14 protein-coding genes are annotated in these 14,303 nt (G+C 44.2%); 2 read left to right on the plus strand and 12 right to left on the minus strand.

The genetic code is table 11. From position 1 onward, the window contains the following. Window positions 1-2: 2 nt before the first annotated feature. Both rsxC and G5A70_RS08110 read right to left on the minus strand, forming a co-directional pair. Window positions 3-1,325, minus strand: a complete 1,323-nt coding sequence (rsxC, locus tag G5A70_RS08105; RefSeq protein WP_173749164.1) for an electron transport complex subunit RsxC — start codon at window positions 1,323-1,325, stop codon at window positions 3-5. A 56-nt stretch (window positions 1,326-1,381) separates the two neighbouring features. Next, window positions 1,382-2,305, minus strand: a complete 924-nt coding sequence (locus G5A70_RS08110) for a putative ABC transporter permease (protein WP_173749165.1) — start codon at window positions 2,303-2,305, stop codon at window positions 1,382-1,384. Between the two features lie 107 nt (window positions 2,306-2,412). Between G5A70_RS08110 and G5A70_RS08115 the strand changes: the two genes are divergently transcribed. Then, window positions 2,413-3,537, plus strand: a complete 1,125-nt coding sequence (locus G5A70_RS08115) for a ribonuclease H-like domain-containing protein (protein WP_173749166.1) — start codon at window positions 2,413-2,415, stop codon at window positions 3,535-3,537. A 29-nt stretch (window positions 3,538-3,566) separates the two neighbouring features. Here the strand turns inward: G5A70_RS08115 and rpsA are convergent, their stop codons facing one another. The 5 genes from rpsA to G5A70_RS08140 are packed head-to-tail and all read right to left on the minus strand — an operon-like array spanning window position 3,567 to window position 8,385. Next, on the minus strand, window positions 3,567-4,652 hold the full coding sequence (rpsA, locus tag G5A70_RS08120; RefSeq protein ID WP_173749167.1) for a 30S ribosomal protein S1: 1,086 nt from the start codon (window positions 4,650-4,652) through the stop codon (window positions 3,567-3,569). Then, a complete protein-coding gene (ispH, locus tag G5A70_RS08125; protein WP_173749168.1) occupies window positions 4,633-5,484 on the minus strand; it encodes a 4-hydroxy-3-methylbut-2-enyl diphosphate reductase in 852 nt (283 codons plus the stop codon). The genes rpsA and ispH overlap by 20 nt, the downstream gene beginning before the upstream one ends. A 20-nt stretch (window positions 5,485-5,504) precedes the next feature. Next, the gene (cmk, locus tag G5A70_RS08130) at window positions 5,505-6,173 is read right to left on the minus strand and encodes a (d)CMP kinase (RefSeq protein WP_173749169.1); all 669 of its coding nucleotides are present in this window, start codon (window positions 6,171-6,173) and stop codon (window positions 5,505-5,507) included. A 20-nt stretch (window positions 6,174-6,193) separates the two neighbouring features. After that, on the minus strand, window positions 6,194-7,441 hold the full coding sequence (locus G5A70_RS08135) for an NAD(P)/FAD-dependent oxidoreductase (RefSeq protein ID WP_173749170.1): 1,248 nt from the start codon (window positions 7,439-7,441) through the stop codon (window positions 6,194-6,196). Between the two features lie 11 nt (window positions 7,442-7,452). Beyond that, window positions 7,453-8,385 carry a MurR/RpiR family transcriptional regulator gene (locus G5A70_RS08140; RefSeq protein WP_173749171.1) on the minus strand — a complete coding sequence of 311 codons (933 nt, stop codon included), beginning with the start codon at window positions 8,383-8,385 and terminating at the stop codon, window positions 7,453-7,455. Window positions 8,386-8,555: 170 nt separating this feature from the next. Between G5A70_RS08140 and G5A70_RS08145 the strand changes: the two genes are divergently transcribed. Then, the gene (locus tag G5A70_RS08145; RefSeq protein WP_226853568.1) at window positions 8,556-8,789 is read left to right on the plus strand and encodes a hypothetical protein; all 234 of its coding nucleotides are present in this window, start codon (window positions 8,556-8,558) and stop codon (window positions 8,787-8,789) included. 47 nt (window positions 8,790-8,836) lie between these two features. On the opposite strand, the gene G5A70_RS08150 is transcribed toward G5A70_RS08145, so the two are convergent. From G5A70_RS08150 to G5A70_RS08170, 5 genes are all read right to left on the minus strand, one after another. Then, the gene (locus G5A70_RS08150) at window positions 8,837-10,249 is read right to left on the minus strand and encodes an oxaloacetate decarboxylase subunit alpha (protein WP_173749172.1); all 1,413 of its coding nucleotides are present in this window, start codon (window positions 10,247-10,249) and stop codon (window positions 8,837-8,839) included. Between the two features lie 29 nt (window positions 10,250-10,278). Further along, window positions 10,279-11,427, minus strand: a complete 1,149-nt coding sequence (locus G5A70_RS08155) for a sodium ion-translocating decarboxylase subunit beta (RefSeq protein ID WP_173749173.1) — start codon at window positions 11,425-11,427, stop codon at window positions 10,279-10,281. A 76-nt stretch (window positions 11,428-11,503) separates the two neighbouring features. Continuing rightward, a complete protein-coding gene (locus G5A70_RS08160) occupies window positions 11,504-11,872 on the minus strand; it encodes a biotin/lipoyl-containing protein (RefSeq protein ID WP_173749174.1) in 369 nt (122 codons plus the stop codon). Window positions 11,873-11,897: 25 nt separating this feature from the next. After that, a complete protein-coding gene (locus G5A70_RS08165) occupies window positions 11,898-12,674 on the minus strand; it encodes an OadG family transporter subunit (RefSeq protein ID WP_173749175.1) in 777 nt (258 codons plus the stop codon). A 16-nt stretch (window positions 12,675-12,690) separates the two neighbouring features. Further along, window positions 12,691-14,127 carry an acyl-CoA carboxylase subunit beta gene (locus tag G5A70_RS08170; RefSeq protein ID WP_173749176.1) on the minus strand — a complete coding sequence of 479 codons (1,437 nt, stop codon included), beginning with the start codon at window positions 14,125-14,127 and terminating at the stop codon, window positions 12,691-12,693. Window positions 14,128-14,303: the final 176 nt, after the last annotated feature.

Consider the following 14,303-nt stretch of genomic DNA (forward strand, 5'->3'; position numbering starts at 1 on the left):
TCCTATTTCGGTTTTCTGCGGTTAGCCAGAACCATTTTTCTCATAGAACGCATAGACTGGGTCAGCGGGCGTTTTGCCGGACAGACAAAACTGCAGCAGCCACATTCCACACATTCCATACCATGATATTTTACAAACATCTCTTCCCGGCCGTTCTCCGAATACGTTGCCAGTCTGGAGGGTACCAGTCTGGCCGGACAGGCCGTGACACATCTGCCGCAGTTGATACATGCGGCAGGTTCCTGGGCAGAAACCTCATCTTTTGTCATGCACAGCAGCGCAGAAGAAGTCTTTACTACCGGCACATGATAATCAAACATAGCAAATCCCATCATAGGACCGCCGGAAATCATTTTTTCCGCAGGCTGCTTCAAACCGCCTGCCGCTTCCAGAAGCTCCGCAAAAGACGTACCTGTGCGTGCCTTTAAATTACAGGGCTCTGCTACGGCATCTCCTGTAATGGTAACAATACGGTCCATAACCGGTTCGCCTTTCATAACAGCCCGGTATACCGCACATACGGTATCCACATTGTCTACTACGCAGCCCGCGTCTGCCGGAAGCATGGAAGAATTGATTTCCCTGCCGCTGACTGCCGCAATGAGGCAGCGCTCTGCGCCCTGAGGATATTTGGTCTTTAAGGTGCTGACCTCAATTCTCGGCTCATCTTTCACCAGCTCGCTGATTTTTGCAATACAATCCGGCTTGTTGTCTTCAATACAAATATAGCCTTTGGCATTGTCAAAAAGCTTGAGAATACATTTCAAACCATTGATAATCCACTCCGGCTGTTCCAGCATACGGCGGTAATCAGAAGTCAGATAAGGTTCACACTCTGCACCGTTTACCAGTACATATTCAATCTTATCCGGTTCTTTTGGAGAAAGCTTTACATGGGTAGGGAAACCTGCTCCTCCCATACCTACTACGCCGCCCTCTTTGATTCTGGCTATAATTTCCTCTTTTGTGAGACTTTCCAGAGACTGCGCCGGCTGAAACTCTGCGGTTTCATACTTTTCATCATTTTCAATGACAATGGCATCTACCATAGCGCCTACATTATTTCTGACTTTCTTTATTTCTTTCACAGTTCCTGACACAGATGCGTGAACAGGCGCAGAAACGAAGCCTCCCATTTCTGCAATTTTCTGGCCCGCCAGAACGTAATCCCCTTTTTTCACAACAGGCTGTGCCGGAGCACCAATATGCTGTGAAAGCGGATATACCAGTTCTTTCCCGGGCAAAAATTCCCGGACAGGCTTTTCTTTGGACAGTTCTTTTCCATCGTAAGGGTGAACGCCACCCCTAAAGGTTAAAAACGCCATAATTTGTCCCTCCTTTATCTATCGATAATCAGATGTTTCTGATTATACTCCTGCTATTAGTCTGTCTTTTTTTTCTGATGCTTTTCTCTGTAAGTTTTAAACTGACTTTTCAGTTCAGGATACGCGCAGACCATACGTTTCCTGATACGGCTCTGTTTTTTGCGGATATCGGTATATTTTTTTACATATTCGTCCAGACGCTGTTCCAATTCCCGTTTTTTCTCCATATAACTCTCTGCATCCAAGAGGCGTCTGTCCTGTACCAGACTTTCAAAGCGTTCCAGAATTTCCTGCTTTCTGCCGGACAGCCATTCCAGAGAATCCTGTAACCGCCGGTAATTTCTGACAGATTCCAGCTTCTCCCGAATCTCCTCTTTCGTCTCATAGACCCTGGTACCCTGCAAATACACAGTAAGATCCTCCAGCATATCCTCCGCTTTGGCAAAGGCCTTGCTCAGACCAAAAGCTGCGGCTGCCGATGAAATAAAGTCCACAAGATACAAAAGAGTCACAATCAAAAGTACAATTTTTCCCACAGACTGCGGATACAATCCAGTCAGCCAGGACACAAACGGGTGAAGTACCTGGAACAGTAAAACGGTAAATACACCCCAGCCCAGGGAAGCCCCGACACAAATGTACCCATGAAAATTAAACTTCTGTTTACTGTAATCCCACCATCTGGTATGGAAAATTTTCTCCATCAGCCAGCCGGTTACCAGTTCCAGAAGTGTGGCCGTTACAACCCCGCCTGCATAGAGAATCAGCAGATTCCCGTCAAAAGGCTTTAAAATCAGATATACACTGACTGCACCTGCGCCATAAATAGTACACAGTGGGCCATTGATAAATCCTCTGTTTACGGGTTTTCCTTTTTTCACAGATACATATGCGGATTCCCATACCCAGCCTAAAAAACTGTAGATAAAAAACCAACTTATGATATAATATAGAGATATCCCTGCTATTGTAATATCCATGCTTTTCTCCTTCGTTATATAATATAACATTTTTTTACGAAAATCACTAGAATTTTTTAGTGATTTTTCGTACTATTTCAAGAACAATTTGAAAGGATTTTGTTAAAATGATAACAAATAAACAAATTATCTATACATTATCACCAGAACTGAAATCCGGATTTTTTTCACCCGATTCCAATCCTTCGGATTTCCTGTTTTTCGACATTGAAACTACAGGACTGAGTCCGAAAAACAGCCGTGTTTTTCTCATAGGGCTTCTCTTCCAAAGAGAAGACGCCCAGGACTTTGAACTCTGCCAGTTTCTGTCAGAGCACAGCGATGATACATCAGAAAGCCTGCTTTTAAAGGAATTCTGCCGCATAGCTTCCTCTAAAAAATATCTGGTACACTTTAACGGCGCTTCCTTTGATGTCCCCTATCTGGCCAACCGCTGCAAAGCTTTGCAAATTCCCCAGACTTTCTCTGATATGCCTCAGATAGATTTATACCGGGAGCTCCTCCGCATGCCCTGTTTTTTCCGTCAAATGCCCGGCCACAGACAAAAAGATTTTGAAAATCTGGTTTCTTATCCCAGAGAAGACCTGTTATCCGGCAAAGAAATGATAAAAATTTATCAAAACTATGTAAAATCTCCTGATACACAGAGCCAGAAACTTCTTCTGCTACACAACAGCGATGACCTCAAAGGTATGGCAGCCCTCCTTCCCCTGGGCGGGCTGCGCCAGCTTTTAAACCGGGAATATACCATAGAAAAAGCCGAAGAGCTCACAGAAAACAGCCCGGAAGGAACTCCCCTTCGGAAACTTCTGTTTACTCTTTCCATGAAACATTCGGTGTGCGCTGCTCTTTCTGCAGCTTTGCCTTTTTGTTACATTACTGTATTAAATACTACAGCCAAAATAAAAATGCCTCTCTACCAAGGCACCCTGAAATATTTCTACCCAGATTATCAAAACTATTATTATCTTCCCTATGAAGATGAGGCGGTACACAAAAGCATAGCTCTTTATCTGGACAAAAGCCGACGGCAAAAAGCAAAGGCTCACAACTGCTGCAAAAAAGTATCCGGCTGCTTTGTCTATGCTCCCGGCTCTCCAAACCTTCCTCTTCTCCAGGAGGACTATCATGCCAAAGAAAAATATGCACTCTGGCCCTTTGAAAACGCTTCCCAGGAAACCCTTCTCTCTTATGTCCATGGAATTTTAAAAACAGCCATCACTAAAAAGTGAGGGCTGTTTTTAATAAAAAAGATTTTTTATTATTCTTCTACTGTCTCTTCTGCTTCGTCCTGAGCTGGCTCAAGAACTTTCATGCTGAGGCTGATTTTCTTTTCTTCTTCGTTGAAATCAACAACTTTTGCAGAAACAACCTGACCTACTTTTAATACATCAGATGGTTTTTCTACATGTGCTCTGGAAATCTGAGAAACATGAAGAAGAGCGTCTACACCTGGCTCTAATTCAATAAATGCACCAAAATCTGTCATGCGGGCAATTTTGCCTTCTACAACATTTCCTACTGCATATTTTTCAGCTGCATGCAACCATGGATTCTGGTCTTCAAATTTCAGGCTTAACGCAATCTTATCCCCGTTGATTTCTTTAATCAGGACAGTAATCTTATCCCCTGCTTTGAATACTTTTTTCGGGTTTTCTACTCTTCCCCATGACATTTCAGAAATGTGAAGAAGACCGTCAGCGCCGCCAAGGTCAATAAATGCACCAAAGTCTGTAACGTTTTTGATAGTTCCTTCTACAACATCTCCTGCATGGATTTTCTCGAAAAGTTCTTTCTTCAGTTCTTCTTTCTTAGCTACCAGAAGCTGTTTTCTGTCACCGATAACACGGCGTCTTTTTGGATTGAACTCTGTGATAACAAATTCAATTTCCTGATCCTGATATTTTGTCAGGTCTTTTTCGTAAGTGTCGGACACCAGACTTGCAGGAATGAATACTCTTGCTTCTTCTACAAGTACGCTTAAACCGCCGTCTAATACCTGGTTTACTTTTGCTGTCAGCACTTCTTTATTTTCAAATGCTTCTTCGAGTCTCTTGTTGCCTTTATCAGCAGCCAGTCTCTTGTATGTTAAGAGAACCTGTCCGTCTCCGTCGTTTAACTTCAGGACTTTTGCTTCCATAGTGTCACCTGGCTGAGCAACAGTTCTAAGGTCTAAGTTCTGGTCATTAGAATATTCACTTCTGGTAATGATACCGTCAGCTTTATAATCAATGTTCAGAATAATCTGGTCTTCTTTCACATCGATAACTGTACCTTCGACTACCTCTCCATTCCTAATTGTTTTAAATGTTTCATCCAGCATTTGTTCAAAACTTAATTCTGACATGTTTTGAAACCTCCTCAATTATTTTATTTGGGGTTGATGCCCCTGCTGTAATACCTACACATTGAACGGATCGGAAACTATCAGAATCCAAGTCAGCAAGTGTCTGTATATAATAAGTATTTTCACATTCGCTTTTACAAATTTCATATAGCTTCTGAGTATTGGAGCTATGTCTGCCTCCCACGACAATCATGGTATCTACTTGCTTAGCGATTTCTTCTGCTTCAGACTGTCTGTCTTGTGTTGCATTACAAATCGTATTTATAACAAGCCTATCATAACGCTTTTCGCCCAAAATTTCAACTATTTCTTGAAAATTATTGTAATTAAATGTCGTCTGGGATACAATACACACCTTTTCATGGCCTTCTTCCAGGAATTTTTTTGCCTCTTCCTTTGTCTTAATCACCGTGCAGGGACCTTCACACCAGCCCTTAATTCCCACCACTTCCGGATGGTCCGCATTGCCTACAATGACGATGTGGCGGCCTTTCAGGCTTTCTTCGGCCACAATCCGATGAATTTTCAGAACAAAGGGACAGGTAACGTCCACACAGGCTATCTGCTTTTCCTTCAAAAGGTCATAAATATATTTCGGCACACCATGAGACCGGATAATCACTGTGCCATCCTGCAGATTTCTCAGTTCTTCTTCGGACTCTAAAACCCGGACGCCTTTTTTCTCCAAATCCGACACCACTTCTTCGTTGTGAATAATGGGTCCATAAGTATAAACCCCGCCGGCGGTCTGTTCTGCCACTTCATAGGCTTTTTCCACTGCCCGCTTTACGCCAAAGCAAAAGCCCGCGGTTTTTGCAACTTTTACTTCCATATGCCTCTCCCCCGCTTTCTTTACTTCCGGCTTTCCCGGTAGAGACGGATAATGGCCTCTTTTACTTCCTCAATGGACATTTCAGAGGAGTCTACCAGCACAGCGTCTTCGGCCTTTCTAAGGGGAGAAATCTCTCTGGTCATATCTCTGTAATCTCTGTCGTTAATGTCTGCTTCAATTTCTTCCAGCACACAGGAGACTCCCTTTTCTTCCAGTTCCCGGCACCTTCTCAGGGCTCTTGTGCGGGCGCTGGCCGTAAGATAAATTTTCACATCTGCATCCGGCAAAACGCAGGTGCCGATATCGCGTCCATCCATAACCACATCGGTCTGGGAAGCCAGAACACGCTGCAGTTCCACCAGTTTTTCCCGGATACGGGGTCTTGCAGAACTGACGGAAGCCATATTCCCCACTTCCTCCCTGCGCAAATCTCCGGTCACATTCTCGCCGTTTAACAGCACCTGTTGGGCGCCGTTTTCATATACAATGGAAATTTCTGCATTTTCACAGGCTGCATCCATCTGCGCTTCTTCCCCGGGAACAATCCCCTGGCGCAGAAGGTGCAGCGCCATAGCGCGGTACATGGCGCCTGTATCCACATAAATAAATTCCAGTTCTTTTGCCACAGCCTTGGCTATGGTACTTTTTCCGGCACCTGCCGGACCGTCAATGGCGATATTTACTGACATATCTTTTTCTCCTTTGCTGTTTATTCAAAACTTTCCTCTGCTGCCGCTTTGGCTGTAGACCAGGCAATCTGCAGGTTAAACCCGCCGGTTACGGCATCTAAATCTAATACCTCACCAATAAAGAAAAGCCCTTTCACCTTTTTCGACTCCATGTTTTTTGGCTGAATGTCTTTTACGGTGACACCGCCCTGAGTGATAATGGCCTCCCGAAATCCCCTGAGGGACGTAAGCGTCAGAGGGAAGTGCTTTATCACTTGGATGAACTCCCGCCTTTCCTCTTTTGTAATTTCGTTGACTTTCTTTTCCGGAGGAATCCCTCCCAGAGAAAGCATGACTGGATACAGCTTTGCCGGAAACATGCCGGTTATGACGTTTTTAAACTGTTTGTTCTTTCCGTTTTCAAACTCCCGCAAAAGCCTTCCGTCCAACTGCTCCTCTGACAAGGCTGCCTTCAAATCCAGAAAAGCCTGAAGTTCCTTTTTTTCCAGCTTCTTCCCAATGCGGGAACTGGCTGTCAGCACTAAAGGACCGGAAATCCCAAAGTGGGTAAAAAGCAGTTCTCCAAAATCATCATACAGCACTTTCTTTCCGTCTTTTACAGTAAAGCGGACATTTTTTAAAGCCAGCCCCTGCATGTCTTTTACATATTCTTCCTTTGTCTCTATCGGAACCAGAGCAGGACGCAGTTCCGTCACTTTATGATTGGTTTCCCTTGCAAAGGTATAACCGTCTCCCGTAGAGCCCGTGGCCTGATAAGAACAGCCTCCTGTGGCTACAATGACTCTGTCCGCCAAAATTTCGGCTCCGTTTTCCAAAAGTACGCCCCGTATCTTCTCTTCCCCCTCCAGGGAGTTTTCCGTCAACACTTTTTCCACTCTGCTTTTTAAATGTATCTTCACATCCAACGCTTTCATCCGCTGCTCCAAAACCTTAATCACATCAGAGGAATGGTCAGATACCGGAAAAATTCTGCCGCCCCGCTCTTCTTTTACAGCCAGTCCCAGACTTTCAAAAAAAGCGATGACATCCCGGTTTGTATAGCCGTAAAAAGCGCTGTAAAGAAACTTAGGGTTACTGACAACAGATTGAAAAAAAGTCTCCTCATCACAGGAATTGGTGATATTGCAGCGTCCCTTTCCTGTAATAAACAGCTTTTTCCCAAGCTTTTCATTTTTTTCAAAGAGGTGTACCTGATGGTTCTGTTCCCCCAGAAAGACCGCCGCTGCCATTCCGGCGGCGCCTCCTCCTATAATTATTATTTTAGCCATAAAACACTCCTTTAATCCCTGGATTTCCGGGGTACTTCTGTCTTTTTTAACTCAATGTCATGGTTATCTGCCACATTAATCTCATCTTTGTTGTATACCTGGTATTCATCCCAGATTTTTTCCAGGGATCCCAGGGTTTCCACGACATCCTTCTGCTTCCGCATACTGAGCGCCACCACCAGGGCATTAATCACGCTCAGAGGCGCAACCAGGGAGTCTACAATGGACGCCATATCACTTCTGGCAATAAGATTGCAGGAGGAGTACAGATTCATAGGAGAATGAATACTGTCTGTCAGCGTAACAACCTTGGCATTTCTGTTATTGGCAAATTCCAGTGCCTTTAAGGTTCTCATGGAATACCGGGGGAAACTGATACCAATAATCACGTCCTCTTCGCCTATCCGAATCATCTGTTCAAACAACTCGCTGGAACTGTTGGTATTCAAAAGATGTACCCCGTCACAGATGAGATTCAGATAAAAAGCCAGAAAGCCCGCCAGAGGCGCACAGCTTCGGATTCCTACAATATAAATATTCCGTGCCTTTAAAATCGTCTCAATAGCCAGTTCAAAAGCCTCATGATCTACGGCTTCCAGTGTCATCTTAATCTTTTCAATATCTGAATGAAGGACCGTATCTAAGATTTCAGACTGCGGCACCTTTCCATAGGTAACCTCCATTCTCTGTATGGAATTTAATTTGTTGCGTACCAGTTCTTCCAATTCCCTCTGAAACTCCGGATACCCCTTATATCCCAGATAAATAGCAAAACGGACCACCGTGGACTCACTGACTCCTACGGTTTCTCCCAGCTTTGCAGCCGTAAGAAAGGCGGCTTTATCATAATTTTCCCGGATATAGGCCGCCAGCTTTTTCTGTCCTTTACTGAAATTTTGATATTGTTGGTTCATTTTACTGAGCAAATGCTCTGTATTGTTCATCTTCTGACCCCTCTTTGCTGATTCTTTCACATGTACCCTATCATAGCACAAAAAAGAAAAAGTTTCAGCAAAAATTTTCTTTCTGTTGACTTTTTTCCTTCTCTCCTCTATACTGTTTCCAACTCAACCCCTTTTTCAGAGAAAAATACATACCTAGGAGGCACTGACTTATGATGAATCCTTTGAAGCTTATGGAACTTCGCCGTATGAAAAATACCATTGAGAAAAACCATCCAAAGCTCTTCCCTTTTCTGAAAGCTGTTTCCAATCACGCGGCCCAGGAAGGCACTGTCATTGATGTGCAGGTCACCTGTCCGGACGGAAAATCCTATAAAACCAATCTAAAGGTCACAAAATCTGACCTTGAAGTATTGAAAAAAGCGAAGGCCCAGATGTCCCGTTAAGGACTTCTGAGCCTTCGCTTTTCTTGCTCTGCTTGGACAATGCTATTTTATACCGGATAAGCTCCGTTTTTCGTATCTGCTTCCTTAGGGTCTACCTTTGTCTGCTGTGCTTCTCTGTATTTGAAGAAGTCTGTAGCAACCTGTGGGAACAGTGCGTAAGAAAGTACGTCTTCTTCCTGTTCGGACCACTGAGCCATTTCGCCTCTTAAGGTATCCAGTTCAGGCTGAATCAAATCAGCCGGACGGCAGGTAATGACTTCTGTGTCACCGATACATTTCTTCTGTACCTCTTTGTCAAACGGTTTTACAGTTACACCGTATTTTCCGCTTAATACATCTTTGGTTTCTTTTGTCACCATCTTGTAACGCTCGCCCATGATGACATTAAATACAGCCTGTGTACCCACAATCTGAGAAGATGGAGTAACCAGCGGCGGTTCACCAAGGTCTTTACGCACTCTTGGCACTTCTTCCAGCACATCGTAGAATTTGTCTTCTGCGTGCTGTTCTTTTAACTGGGATGTCAGGTTGGAAAGCATACCGCCCGGTACCTGATATAACAGTGTTTTGATGTTTACACCCAGGTTCTTCGGATTCAGAAGACCGCTGTCTAAAGCCTCGTCACGGATTGGACGGAAGTAGTCTGCGATTTCTGCCAGTAATTTCTGGTCAAAACCTGTGTCGTATGGAGTTCCCTTGAAGGTCTCTACCATAACTTCTGTAGCTGGCTGGGAAGTTCCCAGAGCGAACGGTGACATAGCAGTATCAATAACGTCTACGCCTGCTTCTACGGCTTTTAAGTAAGTCATGGAAGCAACACCGGAAGTATAGTGTGTATGCAGCTGAATCGGAATATCTACAGCTTCTTTTAAAGCTGTTACCAGTTCGGTTGCTGTATACGGAAGCAGAAGACCTGCCATATCCTTGATACAGATAGAATCTGCACCCATATCTTCTACTTTCTTTGCCATTTCTACCCAGTAGTCCAGAGTATAAGCATCACCCAGAGTATAAGACAGCGCCACCTGTGCGTGTCCTTTCTCTTTATTGGCTGCTTTTACTGCTGTCTGCAGGTTGCGAAGATCGTTTAAACAGTCAAAGATACGAATGATATCAATACCGTTTGCAATGGATTTCTGTACGAAATATTCCACTACGTCGTCTGCATATGGACGGTATCCCAGGATATTCTGTCCGCGGAATAACATCTGCAATTTTGTATTTTTAAATCCATCACGGAATTTACGAAGTCTTTCCCATGGATCTTCCTTTAAGAAACGCAGGGAAGCATCAAAAGTTGCTCCACCCCAGCACTCTACGGAATGGTAGCCGACTTTATCCAGCTTTTCCACCATAGGCAACATCTGCTCTGTTGTCATTCTAGTAGCAATCAGAGACTGATGTGCGTCACGCAGAATTGTTTCAGTAATTTTTATTGGTTTTTTTACTACGTCTGCCATCTTTTTTTCCTCCATTTATATTTCTTGGTTTATACACCAAAGATAGCCATGAAAGTACCAGCTGCTACGGCTGTACCGATAACACCGGCCACATTTGGTCCCATTGCATGCATGAGCAGGAAGTTGGTCGGGTCTGCTTCTGCACCAACCTTCTGGGATACACGGGCAGCCATAGGTACTGCGGATACACCGGCAGAACCAATCAGCGGATTAATCTTGCCGTGGGTCAGCTTGCACATCAGTTTACCCAGAAGCACACCTCCGGCTGTACCGAATGCAAACGCTGCCAGACCTAATGCTACAATTTTCAGCGTATCCAGTTTCAGGAAAGCCTCAGCACTTGTTGCAGCTCCTACGGAAGTACCCAGCAGAATAACAACAATGTACATAAGAGCATTGGAAGCTGTCTCTGTAAGCTGTTTTACAACCCCTGATTCACGGAACAGGTTACCCAGCATCAGCATACCAACCAGTGGTGCTGTGGTAGGCAGAATCAGACAAACAACAACGGTAATGATAATCGGGAACAGGATTTTTTCCAGTTTGGATACGGGACGAAGCTGTTCCATTTTAATTTTTCTTTCCTCTTCTGTAGTCAGAAGCTTCATAATCGGCGGCTGAATAATCGGCACTAAGGACATATAGGAATAAGCCGCTACGGCAATAGCTCCCATAAGTCCCGTCTGTCCCAGCTTTCCTGCCAGGAAGATAGAAGTCGGGCCGTCAGCACCACCGATAATAGAAATAGCTGCTGCTGCTTTTCCGTTGAATCCCATAAAGATAGCCAGGAAATAGGCAACATAAATACCCAGCTGTGCTGCTGCACCCATTAAGAAACTCTTTGGATTGGCAATCAAAGGACCAAAGTCTGTCATGGCACCTACACCAAGGAAAATCAAAGATGGGAGCACACTCCATTCATCAAGAATATAGAAAATATGAAGAAGTCCGGCTACTCCATTGGACGTTTCTTCTGCGCTGGCCATAATATCCGGGTAGATATTTACCAGCAGCATACCAAAAGCGATTGGCACCAGCAAAAGCGGCTCAAATCCCATTTTAATAGCAAGGAATAAAAAGACAAATGCTACTAAAATCATAATCAGATTGCCCCATGTCAGATTCATAAAAGCTGTCTGCCCAATCAGGTTTGACACTGTATCTGCAATGTTAGACATTTTTTTACCTCCCATTTATTTCGTTATTCACAGGTATCTGTACCTGTTTCTTGGGAATTTACACTGTATGCAAATTCTAGTTCATGGATGCCAGTACAGCACCGTTTTCTACTGCATCGCCTACAGCTACGTTAATGCCTGCAAGTGTACCATCCTGAGGTGCAACAACCGGAATTTCCATTTTCATGGCTTCCAGAATGACAATCGGGTCACCGGCTTTTAAAGCCTGTCCTACGTTTGCTTCGATTTTGCAGACTTTACCAGGAACAGATGCTTTTACTTCAATCGCCCCTGCTGCCGCTGCTGCAGGTTTTGCAGCCGGTGCTGCTTTTGGAGCAGCTTTCGGTGCTGCCTTAGGTGCTGCTGCAGGTGCAGCGTTTCCGCTTCCTTCTTCTACGGTTACATCATATGCAACGCCATTTACTGTAATTGTATAAGATTTCATATTTCTTTCCTCCTACCACTAAAACTTATTTCCAGCTTCTTTTGTTTGATTTTCTGATAGAACGTACCACAAAGCTGTCTGTGGACGTATTTTCTGCTGCTGCAATAGCTGCGGCAATAACCGCCACCAAAGCGCCGTCATCTGCCAGTTCTTCCTGTACCGGTGCAGGCGCTGGTGCGCTGTTGACTGCTGCAATATTGTCTTCCTGTGCAGGTACCGCTTGGTTGGAATCTTTCTTCTTTGTCAGAGCTGCTTCCAGCTTTGGTACATATTTCATCAGAGAAATCACAAAGCTTAAGAAAATCAGCATGATAAATACGGTTGCAAGACCTACAATGGCGTTCATAACCGCATCAAGCATTTTTTCTTTCATGCTGTAGTCTGCACTGAATCCCACGCTTTCTGCGTTCAGCTTGCTGTCGTATACCATTTCTACCACAGCGTCCCTGTTTTCAAACTCTGCCTCTAAAGTGATGACATACTGGCTTCCGTCTTTCTTTACGGCCTCTTCCGGTGTTGTTTCTTTAAATTCCTTAAATGCACCCAGTTCTTCGGAAGAATCTCCCCAGGAAACAAATGCATTCTTGGTAAAGTCGTCCATGTTCGGATTTTCTTCTATGGACTGTTCCATTGTCGCCTTGTCATACTGCACCAGAGACTGTACCGTAGCAACAGTAGTCTGATAGAGATTATTCTGTACCGTACTGTTGATTTCATCTTTCGTCTGACCGCAGGCGGACAGAGAAAATACCAGAACACCGATTGATACTAAACTGCCTATTTTTTTCCATCTCTGTTTCATATCATCTCCCCCTCGCTTAAACTGTGCCATGTTTCTTGCTTGGGCGGTCTTCTCTCTTAGTGAACAGCATTTCAAATGCGCCAATTACATATTTTCTTGTATCTTCTGCTTCAATGATAGTGTCCACATAACCCCTCTTTGCTGCAGAAAGAGCGCTGGACTGCAGCATTGCATATTCTGCTGCTTTTTCATTAATAGTAGCTGCGTCTGCGTCTGCATACATGATTTTGGCAGCCAGTTTCGCGTCCATCATACCAATCTGTGCGTTTGGCCATGCAAATACCATATCCGCGCCTGTAGATTTGCTGTTCATAGTCAGGTAAGCGCTTCCGAAAGCTTCGCCAATTACAATGTTTACCTTTGGAACCGTTGCACTGATGAAAGCATTTGTCAGTTCTGCTGCGTTTCTTGCCATATTGGACTCAGAGCATTTTGTCGCTTTGTATCCTTTTACATTGGTAAGAGTCAGAACCGGAATTTCAAATGCATCACAGAATTTCACAAATTCAGCCGCTTTCTTGCAGCCTCTTGCGGATAATACGTTTTCAAAAGTTTCTGTCTTTTCGCCTTCTTCGTTGTAAACTTCGCTTCTGTTTGCAACACAACCTACCGTTGCACCGTTTAAGCGGATGAAACCTGTTACCATATCTTTTGCATAAGCTGCTTTTACTTCAAAGAATTCCTGGTTGTCTGCAATCTGAGAAAGTGCAATAGAAGTATCTCCCACACAGTTTTCCAGTTCCGGGCAAACACGGTTTAAATCATCTGCACACTCTATATAGGAAGAATTATCTTCAAAATTGGACGGAAGCATGGAAATCAGAGTTCTCATCTGTCCTAAAATTTCTTCTTCACTTCCCACAACATCTACCAAGCCTGCATGTTCGCTCTGGTATGCAGCGCTTGAAGTATCACACTTGGAAATTTCGTTTCCTTCCAGTGCATTCGGGGAATTTACAAACAGTCTTCCCTTTGTGTCTTCCATGAAAGTAAAGTCTGTCAGTGCAGGAACCACTGCAAGTCCGCCGCCGCAGGTACCGAAAATTCCTGTAATCTGAGGAATTACGCCAGAGGCCATAACCTGTTTTGTGTAGATTTCACCAAAAGCATTTAATGCATCCGTTGCTTCCTGCAGTCTTAAGCCGGCACAATCAAGCAGACCGATAATCGGTGCGCCTGTCTTCATGGCCAAATCGTACAGATTTGCAATTTTTTTCGCATGCATTTCACCAATGGAACCGTTTAACACGGAGGCGTCCTGGCTGTACACATATACCAGGCTGCCGTCAATGACACCGTATCCGGTAACGACGCCGTCTGCCGGTGTTTCTTTTTCAGATAAGTTGAAGTCTGTGTTTCTGGCTGTTACATAGCCGCCGATTTCAACAAAGCTGTTCTCATCAAGTAAAGAATTAATTCTTTTACTTGCTAAGGTTTGTGCTGTACTACTCATTGTTCAGCCCTCCATCTTAAATTTATTTTTCACAGCAGAAAAAATCTGCCTGCTGCTTACCGGGATTTCCGCACTGTTACCGCACGCCTCATCCGGTTTTCGCGCAGAAATCATCTCCGGTTCACTGCATTACATTACAATAGTAAAACCAATCTCTGCCAATTATAATTGTACCT

The organism is Blautia hansenii (assembly GCF_013304445.1).
Taxonomy (GTDB): Bacteria; Bacillota; Clostridia; order Lachnospirales; family Lachnospiraceae; genus Blautia.